Genomic DNA, 16,547 nt, shown 5'->3' with positions numbered 1-16,547 from the left:
ATTTACGAAATAATAATTTTTGTGAGCATCGTATGTCCATTTAACTTTAAAAACTGGCTATAGTATGACGCACGAGCGACAACTTTCTATTAGGAATTAGTTTCAGACTTTTACGCTCTCCCAGTCAAAAGCCGCAAAGAATTGGTATTCCTTGCGGCTTTTTAATCCAGTTATTCTAAATACAAAAGAATTACCCCTGAAATAAGTACCCGTTAATAAAGCAGTTCCAACGTTGGCTTATTGGCGGTTGCTTCCCTGCTACTAAAAGACATATCATTTGTAGAAGAAGCCGCAGCTGTATTTAAAAATAGAAAGGATACTTTACGATCAGTACCGGTAAGCAATCTATTAATGGCCGAGGTGACGTCGACGGTCTGTAAACCTATCCCTGACACAGAAATCTTACCGACAAGTACAGTATCCATTGGTGCATTGTTCCAATTAATGCTATTTTCCAACCAAGATGTCGTGGAGGTTGTATAAATATTAATAGTCCTTTGTGGTGCTGTATTCACTCCTGCAACATACATTTTTAATTTTGCCGAACTCACTTTAGGTGTAGTAATCATCGCAATATCAAATTTAGCGTATGCTTTACGCGCGTAAGATGTAGCGTCGGATTTGATGACAAGATCAGCTGTAGTTCCATAATTTGTACTCGCATAGGTACCGTTACGGACATAGGCATCGGCAAGAGAACTTCCGGCATTGGCTACAACAGCATGCTGAAACGCTCCAACGTCTGGATTACCCAATGGCAACGCATTTCCAGCGAAATCCACGCCCCCATTGTTACTTATAAATATACCAGCATTAAGGGCAGCCGAACCGGAACCGACATCATAACCTTTTGCAGCGTCAAGGCCGTTTCCACCAATTGGATTGACAAATACCGGATCTTCATAGAAATTGTTATTCCGCACGGTAGTTCCCCAGTTCAATGACGTAAATGTACTTGACGGAAATAAACAATTATTGTTAAACTTCAGTCCGTTATCGGCCTGAGTAGACAGACTACTAATGGTCGAGGTTGTGTAAAAAATATTATTTGAAAATGTTGCATAAGGCTTTCCTGAACTCACGCCATTCATGACGTTAAACAGGCTGGCGGTTGGATTTTTGATGTAGAATACATTATTATAAATCTCACGGGAATCGTATGTTGTTTTTTCGATCAAAAAGAGCTTCTTTAACCTTGTTGTACCGATATCGTTGACAGAAACGTTGTAGCGGACTTTAATATTCTTAGACTGGTTCATAAAAAGCATAAATCCGCCGTTATTATCATGCGAATAATTGTATTCGAAGATATCTCCATCGGTTACTGAATTGGTATCATAGCCATCGGCATCGAACGCGACTCCGTCATTGGCCCCTCCGCCTGTCATACCGTAAACCTCATTATAAGCCACCAGCGTATTCAAACTGCCAATTGTCCAAATACCCGCATAATTTTCAGAGCCTGTGTTCATACATGCCTTATAGACCGTATTGTGTGTAATTTTACTTCCTCCCGTCACGCCAGACATAACGATACCGTCGCCGTAGATATATTCAATCAAATTGTTATCGATAATAATATCTTTTGATCTTGCTGCCATAGCCCTATCGCCAGTGGTCCTTATCCCTTCAACGGAACAGTTGGCGACATGACAACTTTGTACCAAAGCCCCGTATATTTTACCGTCTAAGATAATCCCGCCAGAGCTTTTGTTATAATTGGTCTGTCCATCGATAGCACCATTGACGTCATGGACATAACAATTTCTAATGGAGACATTGCTGATTGCTGTTCCTGCAGAACTGCCTCCAATCACGCGGATCCCCGTGGCAGCATAACTTGTCCCGCTTGGGATTGTATTCGTCAGTTCGAGGTTATTTACTTCAAAATAAGATACTTTATTAAGGTATAGCGCATTTGATCCATTTCTCTTTCCACCGCCGTTGATAATCGGACGAACATCACCGCCATATTTATCTATGATAATGGGAGCTTCAGCCGTTCCCGAATTTTTCATATGCAAAGTGTCATTCCATACGCCACCGCTCTTGAATAAGATACGGTCGCCGGGGCCAAAAACCGAGGCATTAATTTTGGCCAATGTTCTCCATGCTGTAGTTGTGCTCATTCCTGTACTATCATCGTTTCCGCTGGGATCTATGTAGTAAGTATTGCCCACACTTGCCAGATTCGCCTTCGCTTTTGTTTTTAGCGATGTCGGAGAATCTATTTGAACAGACTTTTGGCAGCTCAGTAGCCCAATGACTCCAATAGAAATCACCATCATTAATTTTCTCATCATGTTGTTTTTAGTTTTATAATTTGTTATAATTTTTACAGACGTATTCTAATTCCGACGAATACGAATTTTATAATTTGATTAATAACATTAAATTATAAATAACTTATCAACCACAAGGGGTAAAATCACAAATAAAGAGGGGTAAAATTTTAAAGACAGGTCAAAATATATCGAAGATAAATTATCGAATCTTTTTCTGCTGGCCTACATCGATATAAAAGAAAATTTAATATTTTTAGCGAACAACTACAGCCTTTATGGACAATAAAAAATTAATGGAAATAGATCAATATATTGATACACTTTCAGACACTGAGCAACAAATAATTCGTCAATTTCGGAAAGCAATATCAGAAAATGACAATACCGTTTCGGAAAGCTTTGGAAAATTCATGTCAAACCCTAATGCAATCAGCTTTAATGAACAAGGTGTATTTAAATACGGGTTAACAGTCGCGAAGCATTATATTTCATTCCATTCCTTGGTCATCTATACTAACCCCGAATTAATGGAAGAACTAAAATTAAAAATACCGAAAGCCAAGTTTCAAAAAGGCTGTATTAATTTCAAAACTTTGGATGAATTTCCCGCCTCAGTATTGGCAGAACATATTCAGGTTTCATCCAAAATAGATTTTAGCCCCATGATAAATCGTTATTTGAAAAAGAAATAAGTACCAGGTCGATTCCCAGAATTTTATTTATTCACTTTTACGCGCAACAATAGCATAGACCATCGGAATCTTATTTCCCAAATGGGCTATTCTGAATTTTTTAGGATCTAGCTCTGTCATGTTTTTAAAAATGGGATAAGGTGAATAGTCAAATTCGTTCAGGTCTTGAATGTTCAGCCCATTATGAAGTAAAGCACCAACGACCTCACTCATACTATGATTCCAGGTGACATAGGACTGCGAAATAGCGGCATCTTTATCGGCATAGGTTCCCTGCTCTGTTTCAACAATTGGAGCAATATTAAAATAGTTATAGCCAATTTTATCAAAATTGTCGTCGAACATCCAAACAACTGGATGAAACTCGACAAAAATAAACTTCCCTTTCGGTTTCAAGAAACGTGAAATTATTTTCGCCCATTTATCTAAATCAGGTAACCAAGTAATCGTTCCGTAACTTGTAAAGACTAGATCAAATTGTTCATCAAGATGATTTTCAAGCTCATACAGATCACAACAGATAAACTGCACATCAGCATGCATATCTTTCGCAATTTCGCGGGCGCTTTCTATAGCCTTGTCAGATAGGTCAACACCAGTAACTTTTGCGCCAAGTCTACTCAAAGAAATTGTATCCTGTCCGAAATGACATTGTAGGTGTAATATTTTTTTCCCACTGATATCACCCAATAATGCTAATTCAATTGAATTTAATGAAGTCTCCCCTTTTAAAAATCCTGTTAGATTGTAAAAATCTGATTTTAAATGCGTATCCGTTCTGTTATTCCACGAGTGTTTGTTTATTGCGATGTAATTCTCTTCCGGGTTCAAATCGTTCATTTTGTTTTTTAATTAAATGGTTAATTAGCTACTAAATTACAATAAAAATTAATCTCTATCGGATTCATCGTTTCCTCAATCTAAAAATAAATGTTTTAAGAAATAAAGCTTGGTGAAAATTATCATAAAGGTTCTCTATATTTAAATCGATTATCAAATACTTCCAAGTTTAAAAGGATGAGGCAAGAACAACGCCTATTTACATGAAGAAAAGAGATGACGATAAAAATATATAGACCAGAGAGCTTACTCCTAAAAAAATATATTGAATGCTTCTATATACTTGAGAAAACTGACGAAGAAAAAGCGACGGCATATTTTACGTTTCCGAGTATTTACACCATTGTGACGATAAGTGAGCAGACCCAAACGATGGTAAGCCCAAATAAGGTGATTACGAAGCATTTTCCATCCAATTCGATAGAAACAAACCTTGTATGCAATTTTAATGAACCTGTTTTAGTGTGTTACGAGGGGAAAATAAATGAAATTACCACTTACTTCAAACCTCTTGGGATAAATGCTTTTATACCCAATGATTTAAGCGATTATAACAGCGGAACATTTCCCGATTTTAACCCACACCTGGATTATAAAGATGCTATGAGATCCATCCTGTCCATAGATGACCAGGACGGGCGAATCAAGGCATTAGAACACTATTGGATATCAAAATTTTGGCCATTTAAAAATGCGTTGCTCGAAAACATAATTACCGAAATGTTAGATACAAGCAACGTCAATCAATCGATGTCAGAATTTTCGCTAAAAACAAGAAGATCGAGAACAACCATAAATAAGCAATTTGATCAACATATCTGTAAAACCCCCTCCCAATTCAAAAAAATCATCAGATTTCGAGCTGCAATTCAAAGCCACCTCGAAGATAGAAACAAAATAGGTCTGTCTTATAACCTGGATTATTTCGATCAGTCCCACATGATTAGAGATTTTAAAAAATTAACAGGATTTACGCCAAAAGTTTTCTTTTCCAAAATAGGTAATCTCGAACGGAGCCAGATAAAATGGATTTTTATTTAGCAGGTTTACAAAAATACAATCACACTATTTTATTGAACAGTAACATTGCTCCATAATTATTTATGCAATACGTTATGAAGCTTTTAATCCTACTTATGCTTTGTCCAGTTTTTCTTGTGGCCCAAGAAAAAACATCAGCCAAACTTGCAGCCTAAATGCAGGCACAAGCTGATGTAAATAATTTTAGTGGAACAGTTCTTGTCATGAAAAATGGCACTATTTTATTAAAAAAAGCCTACGGTTTGGCAGATTATGAATGGAATATAAAAAACACGTTAGACACTAAATTCCAGTTGGCATCGGTCACAAAACAATTTACCGCAGCCGCTATTTTACAGCTCGTCGACAGTGGGCGGTTATCCCTAAATGATAAACTCAGTAAATTTTTCCCCGATTATCCAAAAGCCGATAGTATCAGCATCCACATGTTACTGTCACACAGCTCCGGACTTGCTATGGGCTTCAAAGAAATCGCGTTAAGCAGCATAAGTCGCGATTCTGCTTATGCCGCCATCAAGAAAATTCCTTTCGAATTCTCACCGGGAACAAATAGCGCCTATAGTAATATCGGTTATTATTTGTTAGCAAAGATTATTGAAAAAGTCTCCGGTGAGCATTACGCTACTTTTTTAAAGAAAAATATATTTGATAAAGCTGGGATGAATAACACCGGAGTTAGTAACAATGAATCCATCGTGCCGAAAAAAGCAAAAGTATATTATCATAATGACGAAGGTTTTATCCATAACCCCTATATCAACTGGGAGATCAACCTAGGTCACGACGGTATTTATTCAACCGTGGAAGATCTAGCCATTTGGGACCAAGCACTTTATGGAACAACGATTCTATCAGCCGCAATGAAGAAAAAAATGTTTACACCATATAACTCCGAAAATTGGGGCTATGGATTCATCATCAATCCATTTTATAATCACGGACATTATTTGATTGCACATGACGGCGGATTCTTTGGGACAATGACTTCTTTTAATCGATTTACTGACGACAAACTCTTTGTCACTGTCCTTTCTAATAACGGCTCAGCCTCCCATATCATAGGTTACGGACTTTCAGCAATTGCCTTTGGTAAAGAAGTAGAAATGCCCTACAAACATCGTCGCGCCAAAATAGATACGACCATATACAATAACTATGTGGGTGAGTATGGAAAAATACGGATATTAAAAATTGATGGCAAACTCTATTATAATGATGCGGATATTGAACTCATTCCCGAGTCTAAAACAAAATTTTTCAGAGCAGACGACAACGACAGAACGATCGAGTTTGTTGAAGACAAAACAGATGGCTATAATTCCATTATTTTAACAAAAGGTGGAGTTAAGGAAGTTTTCCCAAGGTCCAATAGAAATGAATGAAACGCTATGGATGCTGTTAGAATAACGATTTTAATCTATTATTTGAAACCTTAAAGAAAAAAGTTAAATTACACCTATATCGGTCCAGCGTTAGATCGGATATAGCGTATACTAAATTATAAGATATTGCAACAGATAGATCAGGAACCGAAGAAAGCCAAAAAGAAACTGTTATTGAAGTCTTTTATATTATGCCTAATCTTTATGACGGCATATCTCATCAGTTTTTTCGTTTTTGATCTAAGCAGCAGTGAAAAGTTGAGTTATATTATTTTTTCACCTCTTGTTTGCTTACTGAGCTGGATATTTTTCCATTTCTTTTTGCTGGTAAAGGATACACGCAATTTGAAGTACTACTTACTGGGATGTGCCCTGATCGCATGCACTATTATTTATACAAATGGTATTTTTGATATCGATATTAGGCTTCAAAACTTTTTCCACTCCTCAAAACTGCCAAATGAATACAGCAAATATGATGACATTAACAAGCTAAAAAACCAGTTTGGGAAACATGAAATCATACTCTTCAAGGCAAGTGACCACCCTATAGATCAGTTTTTGACCAAAAACAATGAATTAATCATTCATTGTTTAACCGGTGCAATCGACACTGATAGTCCATCAACAGTTATTCATACATGCTATAGACTGGATAAAGATGGTAAGCAGATTGATGAATACTCCTTTAAACAGGACAAGGATGAGGATTCAGAAGTTTTATTTGAAGGGTATTTGATCAACGTTTCCAAACATTACTTTCGCAGCTGGCCATTGAATGGAGATACTACAAAAAAAACAATTGAAGTATTCAAAGCAAATCTAAATTGGTCCACAGATAAACAAGACCAAAAACTAAATGATATTAAAAGTAAAGCCACCTATCTGCTGTCAGAGAAAATCTATCATTTCGATCAAAGCAATTCGAAAAGCTATACAAAGCGAACTTATTTTATGGACGATAAATGGTATGTATTCAACGAAAACATATCGGATGATAATAATTTAGACCCACAGAGCTCATCTAAGGGCCGTACCGTAAATGATCTTTTCGGTCACTGGGATAAGAATGAATGGGTAACGAATACTACTCCCCCTAACATTAGATCAGTTTATTACCAGAAAATCAAACGTGTTCGCAATAGACATGACGTCAAAACGGGGAAATATGAAAAAGGAGATCTTTGGCAAGGCTGCCTATTCTCACAGCTTATTGTCGAAAATGACACCTTAAGATTTAAAGACAGCTTATATTTGGACGAAAAATGGCATTGGTCTCAAGTCGATATCAACAATAAAAACATCGGCACACTAACCTTTGAGAATACCGACCAATTTAATGCCTATGGTTTTTATACGAATCCAGCTTTAAATTATCAACTTTTCACCAACCAACGCAACAAACTTTATTTAATCACAAAGAAATGATTTGTAGCTTGGTACCGCTAAATTTCAGCAAACATTAACGGTTCAAAATACAAGCCTACTTTTCGCTATCCAAAATAATGACTATATTACAACAAATCGCTTTTTTGTGAAAATATATCCAATTTAGTAGCCATTGGATCCTAGTTAAAAATTAAATTCAGGAATAGTAGAAAATAAATCATATGAACAAAAGGTATTTTTTCTATATTATCATCGTTATCAGCTTGTTCACTTCGTGTGGCCTTATCCATAATCTTCCCGATTCGGCTACCCCCAATACCGGTGTAGATCCTAACCTATGGTATTCATTTGTGGATCAAAATGGTAATTTCTACCCCGACAATTGGAAGAAAAATTATGGCATTCCTTCCAATAAAGCTGCTCGAGATCCTTATTCGCTTATGAAAATTGCCACCGACAGAGGGGATCGCGAACAATTACTCGCTTTTGAACGCGGTAACATGCTGCGTTTGTCTAAACGTATTGCCCCAAAAAAACGTGTGTTTATTTTAGTCCATGGCTTCAATGCTGATGAAGAATCTGTTGTAAAACAATATAAATATATTTCCGATCATATCGTTACAAACCCTAAAACCGATGAAATCATTCGATTTTATTGGGATGGTCTACGATCTACCTCCCCTTTTCGTTCCGCCAAAAACTGGTTTTCAGCGGCCTCTTTTAGCCAGATGGCCGGTGAATTTGGATTAAGACGTATACTGAACAATATGGCCGATAAGGATGTCTTCATCATATCACATAGTCGTGGAGCATCTGTGGTTATGAGCGCTATTTCAAATCCTGAATACAATAGCTCATTTTCTGCTCAAGCAAAAGACGTTCACAATGTTGATATCGAGCGGGCAAAGCCATTGTTAGAAAACAAAAATAGAATTACCTGCATTATGCTGGCTCCAGCGATAGGACTTTCCGAGTTTCAATATACGGATACGGCGAGTAACACAAAAAAATTTGTGAATCTCAGCTCACAAGTCAAGAAAATACACATCACGATCAACGGAACGGACAAGAGGTTGAAGAAGTTTTTTGGATTCTTATCGAACAAACTTAATCCAACTGATCTTGGATACAAAGAGGAAAGTTATAACGCCCTTAAGAAAAATTACAGCATCTTTTCTATGACTGATTTCACAGGAATGTCAAGCCATGATTTTAGTCGTTATATACGAGATCCCAAATTCAAACAGATGCTTCGGGAAGAATCAATCCAAGTGCAATAAGGTGTTTGCTCGTCTGACTAAGTTGATAAGCTATACGTGGTTCTTGGAATTTTTCTTTCAGATCTACCCTAGCTAGCTATCTTATGAATTGAAAAGTAGCTGCTGTCATCAGGCTCTCCTAGTTATGCAATGCAACTAGGAGGCTGCAGGAAAAAACTCAATCGTATAATGCCGCTATTAAAAAAAACATTAAACATATAAATTGGAATAGTACAACTAATGACATATAGTTACATAAAACATAAAGGTTAATGACACTAACTTTTTCATGTAATCGCAACTATTCTCTCAAAACGGCCATGGTTACTTACAGAAACGGGTAAGTGTGTGCCGCTATCTTTCAGAATGATGCTTGGTATCCCCTGAGCATCTTTAACAATTTCACCTTTTTCGATTTCTACAATATTGCCTAAATGAACCAATTCGCCAACTGCGATGGTATGTATAAAATCAGGGCAAACAATGGTCTTAGTGTAATACCTCTTCCCTTCACAGATGACTTCTCCCGTTGCGTTGCTAGAAGACCGTTCAATAACTGAACATAGCAACCCTTTAGGTATATATTTCCGAATTCCTGTCTGTCTATTCCATATTTTATAGGCAGCCTCTTTCATGCTCCATAAGAGCCAAACAACAATTTCTGGATCTGGACTGTTCACAATCAACAGTTGTTCATGCTCATTAAATAGCTTTGAAACAAAGCCCCTACGTCTCCAATTACTATCTTTTCTAGACTGAACCAGGTCGATAACGTCATTACCAATCATTTTTCTTGTAACTTGCTTTCGATTATTTCGACTGCAGCTCCGACATTAAGCATACGTTCCATATCGGAATTTTCAATAACGATCCCAAATTGATCTTCGATATCCAGGACAATATCAACCAAATTTGCTGAATTGATTTGTAGATCACGCATAAAATCAGTCTTTTCAGTAAGCTTTCCAAATGCTTCTTCGTTTGTTGTGTAAGGTGCTATAATTGGCTTTAAAGCACCGATCAATTCTTCTCTGTTCATAGGTTTAGTTATCAAATTTTTTAAATATTAAACAGGCATTTACATCCCCAAATCCGAAACTCGCTTTGGCTATAATATGAGGTTTGACATCAACTTGATGTAATGGTACTCTTGATGAATCAATCATTGCTGCAATCTCAGGATGTAAATCAGTACAATTACTGTTTCCAAATACAAATCCATGATATAACTGCAAAACTGTGGCCACGCATTCTATGCTACCTGCCGCACTGAGACAATGCCCAGTCATTCCTTTTAGCGAGTTTATCAATGGAAAATCTTTCCCTGTACGTCCAAGGGCCTCAGTCCAGTTTTCTATTTCAAAAGCATCTTTGGCCGTTGCCGTTAAATGACCGTTTATGGCATCGACATCCCATCCGGAGACACCCGAATTTTTTAGGGCTTCCGCAATGCATCGGCGTACAGCATCAGCATTTGGAGCTGTCATACTGCCCGTTCCCCGTTGCCCTCCAGAATTTACTTGACCGCCCAATAATTCGCCATATATCATGGCCTTGCGTTCTAAGGCACTTTCCAAATCCTCCAATAGCAGGGCTCCAGCTCCACTACCCGGGACGAATCCTGTGGCTGTTGCACTCATTGGGCGAGAACCTTCCGAAGGGCGGTCATTATGTTGCGAACTACAGACACGCAGTGCATCAAAACCACCCCAAATATAAGGTCCACTATCTCCAGTACTACCTGCTAGCATGCGCTTTGCTCTTCCGGACCTAATCCGGTCATATGCCATTAGAATTGCTTCGGTTCCGGTAGCACAGGCAGAGGAATTGGTGGTTACCTGATTTCCGAGCCCTAATTTCCCACCTAAATATGCACTGACACCGCTGTTCATCGTTTGGGCAACGACTGTACTGCCTAGCCTACGTGTTTGCAGCTCATCAATTTTATAAATACTCTCCCGAAACTTATCGATACCTGAGGTGCCTGAACCAAATACTGTTCCGCTATCCCAATCGGGGACCGAATTTAAGGCAATAGGAAAACCTGCATTTGTCCAAGCCTCCATTCCTGCTATGACACCATATAATATGCCTGTACTGTTAAAACCCCTGAGCTCAAGTTCCGTGAAATATTGTCTTTTGAGATCATCCGATACTTGTGGCATTCCAGCAATCTGACAGGAAAATTGCAATTTTTCCAACTGCACATCATGTCTAACACCGGAGACACCCTCTTTTAGCGCCTGTGTAAAGGCCGGTACTCCCACTCCATTGGGTGCAACGACCCCTAATCCAGTAATAACAACTCTCTTCATAGCTCCTCAGTAATCATACCTGCCAATATTCCCTTACAAACCTCCTGGCCAGCTTCATTTTTCATTGTAACTGTACACTTTAACTTTCCAAACCTAAAATATATTTTTTTTGAAATTACCGTAACTTTTTCCTTCGGATACACGGGTTTTAAAAATTGTATTTCAGTAGAAGTCAACGCAATAGAAGAACCCTTTTTCAAGTCTTTATTGAGCAGAAAAATTCCCAAACAAGCTAAACCTATTTGGGCCATCGTTTCAATCAGAATAACTCCTGGAGTGATCGCTTTTTCATTAAAATGTCCTCTATAAAAATCCAAATTTTCATCAAAGGTATAGGTACCTGCAACACCTTCCTCATCGACATGGGTCAACGCATCGACAAATAAAAACGGGGCACTGTAAGGCAATTTCGCTAGTATAGAATTCAGATCCATCATTCAAATTTTGTAGGTTACCACTGTAATAAAACGCGCTGCGCCGAAAATCCAGGACCGAAACTCAGCATCAGCCCTAATTCACCGACCTGAGGACTACGTTTCATAATACGTTCGAGGACATATAACACCGTAGCGCTCGACATATTACCATACTGTGCCAGCACAGCCTTAGTATCCTCAATATCTTTATCAAATTCAGCAAAAATATCTTCGATTGTAGCTATAATCTTTTTTCCACCTGGATGAAAAATCATGTAATCAATATCTTTAATTTTAAGCTGGTTCTTCTTCAAAAATGGATGTATAACAGCGTCAAAATGAGACGCGATCACATTCGGCACTTCAACATCCAGTATCATCTGCATACCGCTGTTTGTCAGCTTAAATCCCATAATATCTTCCGCATCGTAAAAATGGTACATCTCCTGATCGAGAATCATCGGACCATTGTCTGACTCGTCGGAGGAAAGCAGACAGCAAGCTGCACCATCACCAAATATTGCGGCACTGACCATATTTGACATGGAGAAATCTTCCAGCTGAAAAGTTGCTGTTGGCGCTTCGACGGCTATGACCGCAGCACGTTTGCCTGGATTAGCCTGAAGAAAATTTTTAGCATAAATAATGCCTGAAACACCGGCAACACAGCCCATTTCGGTAACTGGTAACCGCACAATATCCTGTCGGAGTTTCATCTTATTGATGAGATACGCGTCTAGGGAGGGGATCATAATTCCAGTACAACTCACTGTAATGATATAATCCAGAGACTGCGGATCCCATCCCGTCTGTTCAAGGGCCTTACGAAGTGCTTGCTCCCCTAAGACCGTTGCCTCCCGGCAGTACACATTATTTTTTTCTTCAAAAGACGTCGCAGTGAAGACCTCTCTCGGATCCATAATTGCATATCGTCTTTCCACAGCGGAGCCTTCGAAAAGTTTCTTGATCTTCTTAATAAAGCGAGGCTCTTGTCCATGGAGCCAAATATCCAATAGCGGAAGGATATCAACGGTAGCACAAGAGTATCTAGGGAGTTGCTTCGCAACAGTTATTATTTTAACATTCATATATTGGAAATTATCCACTGGTAACGAAAGGCCCATTTCCATTGGATGCTATAATTTTCTAATTTCAGTTTATTGGAGAATTGAGTAAGTTCCTCTTTTTTAAACCCACGCAGTATAGAAACAAGCCCGTCCACTTTTGTCATTCTATTTAACCTAAAAAGAACAGCAATGGTTTGAAAAAGCCGGTAAGCCATTTTACTCCTTTGTAAATCATTAATGACGACCCCCAATTTTGATACGTTGACCAGACTGCCTAGCAAACGAAGGATCTCTTCATCGTCAAAATGATGTATGGTAAGCGTACACAGAACAATGTCATACTTGACATCTTCAAAATTTTCTTCAAAGATATCCGCACACAAATAGGATATATTGGTATAATCTTTCGACAAATCCCCCGCATAATTTATTGTATAGGGGTTGGCATCTATACCGAGCATTGAAAGCTTAATATGATGTCTATTGCCATAATCGCTCAACATGCGAAGCATGTCCCCATTGCCACAACCAATATCCACAATCGTTATTGTTTCATTCTTGCAGCTGGTTGAAAGTAATTTTTTTACACCGTTCAGCGTAATGTTATTTCCGCCTAAAAAACGATTAATCTTTGCTATCCTGTCTAATGTGGTCCGAAGTTCTTCTCCTTCGAGCAGAAAATCGTCCATGATCTCATTCTCCGATGTTCTCTGTTTTGTGTTTATTCCCATTTTATTGACCTTGCATTTCCATGAGTTTGTTTAATAATCCAGCTGAGCATTTTCGGAAAAAATGAGGTAGTCTTCATCAAAACTGCGGTCCCTATTTTATAGCTTAACAGCCGCGACAGAAGTCGACCGAATAAGAGGCGTCTTTTAAACGTTCGATTCCATTGCTTGACATAAGCCTTTTCCAATTGCTTTCGTGAATGAATATGGCCCCGATAATATTCCAGGACAAGCTCAGAAGCTATTTTTGCACTGTGTATCGCCATCGCCATCCCATTTCCGCAGAATGGATGAATAAGACCGGCTGTGTCACCAATCATAAGAATATGGTTTTCTACCGTTGATTTCTTATCAAATGAAAATTGACTGATCGTGAGCGGTTTTTCAAAAAGTAGCCTATTGTGCTCAAAAAAATACTTAAGATGTCTGTTTTTAGACAAAACATACTTCTGATAATCATCGATGTTTTTGTATCTCTTGAACGTTTTTACATCGGCCAGATAACATAAATTTATCCGATCATCTTCGACCTTGGAAATCCCACAATAGCCTCCTTCAAAATGATGCAAGGCAATTAGGTCATTCGGAAAATCGCCCGAATAGTGTGCCTTAACAGCCATCCAAGGAGAGGTTTTCGTTATAAAATCTCGGGATAAGAGCTGATCCATATTACTGCGTTTTCCATACGCGCCCAGTACAATTTTTGATCTTAATACCTGATCTTGAAACGAAACAGTAAATGTATCAGCGCTAAAGGATATACCCGTTACAGTCGCAATAACAATTGTACAGCCATTACTTTTTGCTTGCTGATATAACAGATCATCCAACGCGTAACGACTGATACCAATCCCACCCAAGGGTAACCTGACCCTATTCATCTGTCCATCTTCTGTCGTGAACTCAAGCTCCTGAATATGTGTTGGGCATAGCGATTCAACATCCACTTTCAGCCAATGAAGGTAAGCCAAAATTTCGTTCGAAACATATTCGCCGCAAACCTTATGACGAGGAAAAACATGTTTTTCGATTAACGTTACGTTGAATCCTTGTTTAGACAGATGCAATGCACCTGTAAGTCCAGCCAAACCACCGCCTATAATAATCACATCAGGATTTATTGTCATATATCCAAGTTTGCTCTATATGAGTATCATCTACAAAAAATCAACGCCATAAATCGTACTTCAGTTTCCTAAATTGGTTGCCCCCCACTATTCAATAAACGATTCTTGCTAAATCTATCCACTGTCTAAAATCCCCCTATACAGGACAATATCGCCCATACGCTTTCATAAAAAGTCTATCTGATAACAGCCCTTGGCAATAAATAGTTTTTATTTGGCCTTAAAATAAAAAAGCACTTTAATTTACCTGATAGATAAACGACTTAACCACTGCTATAAGTTGAATAAATAAGGCTTTTATCTGGATTTATATTCACGGTCGACAAACAATTTATCCAGAAAAAGATATCTGTTCCGAAATTCTTCGGCAGCTACTTTTACTTTGATATTCAAATTCAGAATATTCATGCGCTTATCTTGTGCTGTTGTTTTCGGCCATGTTGACAGCCCTTTTCCATTTGGATCGCCCGTCTTGATAAAATTAACAAAGTACCGCTGACCAAGTTTTGATACCTTGTAATCATCTTCAGTCCAGGCAAAAACATCATTACTCTGCAGATTTCCCAATAAATATTCAATATCACTTGCATGGAAAGCACCCGGCAGGGGCTCTGGGCTTTTTTCCTTGGCTTCCTGTGCAGATTTCTTGCTAATTCCTCCAGCAAGCCCGGTTTGTGCATCGCGATATGCCGGTTGCATGGGTGGTCGCGGTTTACCGAATATATAAACGAAGACTGGCTGACCGCTATTTCTTCGTTGCAGATCAAGCCATTTCCAGGTACTATAAACGATAAAATTATCGCTACCTAAGGCAGTTGCTGACCGAATGACTTCCGCCTCTGTCTTTCCAGGATAAAGCGTGAGCACTTCGTCAGCCTGAACGCCATATTGTGCTCTTACCAACTTTTCATAATTCTCCGGAGATGGATACAATTTACCCATGTAGGCGGTATATGGGGCTTCCGTAGACGTCCAGCCTGCAAGTAGCGGGACTTTAGACTGTTCCCCTGCCTCAAAAATAGCCAAAGGAGATTTAGGCAGAAAATAGCCGTCAACAATCAAACGGGTCGCAAAGGCCCCTGGCTCGCTGGCTTTATCAAGGAGTTCGGCCGCAGGAATTTTACGCAGTTGATCAAGCCCTTCGGCATTTATGCGCGTTGCAAACGCAGTCCCCTGTTGCTCTTGCTCCGTAATAGAGGCAGTGCCATACCGCAAGTTAAAAACACTTCCGCTCTGACCGATAGCACGTTTAAATAGTCCTTTGGACAACGGACTCGTCATCTGGGCAGAAACCGACATACTCCCTGCCGACTCACCACCGATGGTGACGGCATCGGGATCCCCACCAAATGCAGCAATATTTTTCTTGACCCAAACCAAAGCTGCATGTTGATCCAGCAGTCCATAATTTCCGGAAGCATGTTTCGGAGATTCCTCGGTTAATGCTGGATGCGCAAAAAAGCCAAAGATACCAAGGCGATAGTTGACAGTAACGACAATAAGACCTTCTTTGGCAAAACTTTCACCATCATAGCGGTTTTCCGATCCATCACCAGCATTGAAACCTCCTCCATAAAAATAAACTAAAACAGGAAGTTTGCCTGAACCAAGATTCTTTGGACGCCATACATTCAGGTAGAGACAGTCTTCACTGATGCCTGGTGACCGAAATCGCATGTCCCCATAGATCGGTTTCTGCATCGGAGAATAACCAAAATGATCTGCTTTACGGATGCCAGACCAATGTTCAGCAGCTTGCGGTTCTTTCCACCTCAGGTCACCTACTGGCGGTTTTGCAAAAGGAATCCCTCGAAAGGACTCTACCCCGCTTGACAAAGTAATTCCTTCTAATATACCCTCTTCAACCTTTACCTGGGGCATTTGTGCGAAAACAAATGATGCAACCAAAAGCTGAACAACAGTAAAAAAAATATTTTTTATCATAACATCCATTTAAAACTTTATGGTTTTTATTCTTACAGTTAAAATACAAAATAAAACTTATA

The 16,547-nt window shown here is 38.8% G+C and carries 15 protein-coding genes; 5 read left to right on the top strand and 10 right to left on the bottom strand.

The features are described 5' to 3' along the window. Positions 1 to 212: 212 nt before the first annotated feature. On the bottom strand, positions 213 to 2,303 hold the full coding sequence (locus tag CBM24_RS10335) for a DNRLRE domain-containing protein (RefSeq protein WP_157698418.1): 2,091 nt from the start codon (positions 2,301 to 2,303) through the stop codon (positions 213 to 215). Between the two features lie 257 nt (positions 2,304 to 2,560). Between CBM24_RS10335 and CBM24_RS10330 the strand changes: the two genes are divergently transcribed. Continuing rightward, positions 2,561 to 2,977: a DUF1801 domain-containing protein gene (locus CBM24_RS10330; RefSeq protein WP_088161143.1), complete on the top strand. Its 417-nt coding sequence runs from the start codon at positions 2,561 to 2,563 to the stop codon at positions 2,975 to 2,977. A 27-nt stretch (positions 2,978 to 3,004) separates the two neighbouring features. On the opposite strand, the gene CBM24_RS10325 is transcribed toward CBM24_RS10330, so the two are convergent. After that, positions 3,005 to 3,817 (bottom strand): class I SAM-dependent methyltransferase, encoded by an 813-nt coding sequence (locus tag CBM24_RS10325; protein WP_232475752.1) that lies wholly within the window; start codon positions 3,815 to 3,817, stop codon positions 3,005 to 3,007. 216 nt (positions 3,818 to 4,033) lie between these two features. Between CBM24_RS10325 and CBM24_RS10320 the strand changes: the two genes are divergently transcribed. From CBM24_RS10320 to CBM24_RS10305, 4 genes are all read left to right on the top strand, one after another. Further along, positions 4,034 to 4,858, top strand: a complete 825-nt coding sequence (locus CBM24_RS10320) for a helix-turn-helix domain-containing protein (RefSeq protein WP_088161142.1) — start codon at positions 4,034 to 4,036, stop codon at positions 4,856 to 4,858. Positions 4,859 to 5,013: 155 nt separating this feature from the next. Then, positions 5,014 to 6,240, top strand: coding sequence for a serine hydrolase domain-containing protein (locus CBM24_RS10315; RefSeq protein WP_088161141.1), 1,227 nt, complete (start codon positions 5,014 to 5,016; stop codon positions 6,238 to 6,240). 204 nt (positions 6,241 to 6,444) lie between these two features. Continuing rightward, a complete protein-coding gene (locus CBM24_RS10310; RefSeq protein WP_088161140.1) occupies positions 6,445 to 7,668 on the top strand; it encodes a hypothetical protein in 1,224 nt (407 codons plus the stop codon). A gap of 182 nt (positions 7,669 to 7,850) precedes the next feature. Beyond that, on the top strand, positions 7,851 to 8,909 hold the full coding sequence (locus CBM24_RS10305; RefSeq protein WP_088161139.1) for an alpha/beta hydrolase: 1,059 nt from the start codon (positions 7,851 to 7,853) through the stop codon (positions 8,907 to 8,909). A 266-nt stretch (positions 8,910 to 9,175) separates the two neighbouring features. Here the strand turns inward: CBM24_RS10305 and CBM24_RS10300 are convergent, their stop codons facing one another. The 8 genes from CBM24_RS10300 to CBM24_RS10265 all read right to left on the bottom strand — a co-directional run bounded on the left by CBM24_RS10300 (position 9,176) and on the right by CBM24_RS10265 (position 16,485). Continuing rightward, positions 9,176 to 9,676 (bottom strand): 4'-phosphopantetheinyl transferase superfamily protein, encoded by a 501-nt coding sequence (locus CBM24_RS10300; RefSeq protein ID WP_088161138.1) that lies wholly within the window; start codon positions 9,674 to 9,676, stop codon positions 9,176 to 9,178. Beyond that, the gene (locus CBM24_RS10295; RefSeq protein ID WP_075992081.1) at positions 9,673 to 9,927 is read right to left on the bottom strand and encodes an acyl carrier protein; all 255 of its coding nucleotides are present in this window, start codon (positions 9,925 to 9,927) and stop codon (positions 9,673 to 9,675) included. Before CBM24_RS10295 ends, CBM24_RS10300 begins: the two co-directional genes overlap by 4 nt. Before the next feature lie 4 nt (positions 9,928 to 9,931). Beyond that, on the bottom strand, positions 9,932 to 11,203 hold the full coding sequence (locus CBM24_RS10290) for a beta-ketoacyl-[acyl-carrier-protein] synthase family protein (RefSeq protein WP_088161137.1): 1,272 nt from the start codon (positions 11,201 to 11,203) through the stop codon (positions 9,932 to 9,934). Then, positions 11,200 to 11,640, bottom strand: coding sequence for a 3-hydroxyacyl-ACP dehydratase FabZ family protein (locus CBM24_RS10285; protein ID WP_232475751.1), 441 nt, complete (start codon positions 11,638 to 11,640; stop codon positions 11,200 to 11,202). The genes CBM24_RS10290 and CBM24_RS10285 overlap by 4 nt, the downstream gene beginning before the upstream one ends. 14 nt (positions 11,641 to 11,654) lie before the next feature. Beyond that, positions 11,655 to 12,707 carry a type III polyketide synthase gene (locus CBM24_RS10280; protein ID WP_075992078.1) on the bottom strand — a complete coding sequence of 351 codons (1,053 nt, stop codon included), beginning with the start codon at positions 12,705 to 12,707 and terminating at the stop codon, positions 11,655 to 11,657. Then, the gene (locus CBM24_RS10275) at positions 12,704 to 13,417 is read right to left on the bottom strand and encodes a methyltransferase domain-containing protein (RefSeq protein ID WP_075992077.1); all 714 of its coding nucleotides are present in this window, start codon (positions 13,415 to 13,417) and stop codon (positions 12,704 to 12,706) included. The genes CBM24_RS10280 and CBM24_RS10275 overlap by 4 nt, the downstream gene beginning before the upstream one ends. Next, a complete protein-coding gene (locus tag CBM24_RS10270) occupies positions 13,408 to 14,541 on the bottom strand; it encodes an NAD(P)/FAD-dependent oxidoreductase (RefSeq protein ID WP_088161135.1) in 1,134 nt (377 codons plus the stop codon). The genes CBM24_RS10275 and CBM24_RS10270 overlap by 10 nt, the downstream gene beginning before the upstream one ends. A gap of 297 nt (positions 14,542 to 14,838) precedes the next feature. Continuing rightward, positions 14,839 to 16,485, bottom strand: a complete 1,647-nt coding sequence (locus CBM24_RS10265; RefSeq protein WP_088163520.1) for a carboxylesterase/lipase family protein — start codon at positions 16,483 to 16,485, stop codon at positions 14,839 to 14,841. Positions 16,486 to 16,547: the final 62 nt, after the last annotated feature.

The organism is Sphingobacterium sp. G1-14 (assembly GCF_002196555.1).
GTDB classification, from domain to species: Bacteria; Bacteroidota; Bacteroidia; order Sphingobacteriales; family Sphingobacteriaceae; genus Sphingobacterium; species Sphingobacterium siyangense.
This window is presented reverse-complemented; position numbering and strand designations above follow the sequence as displayed.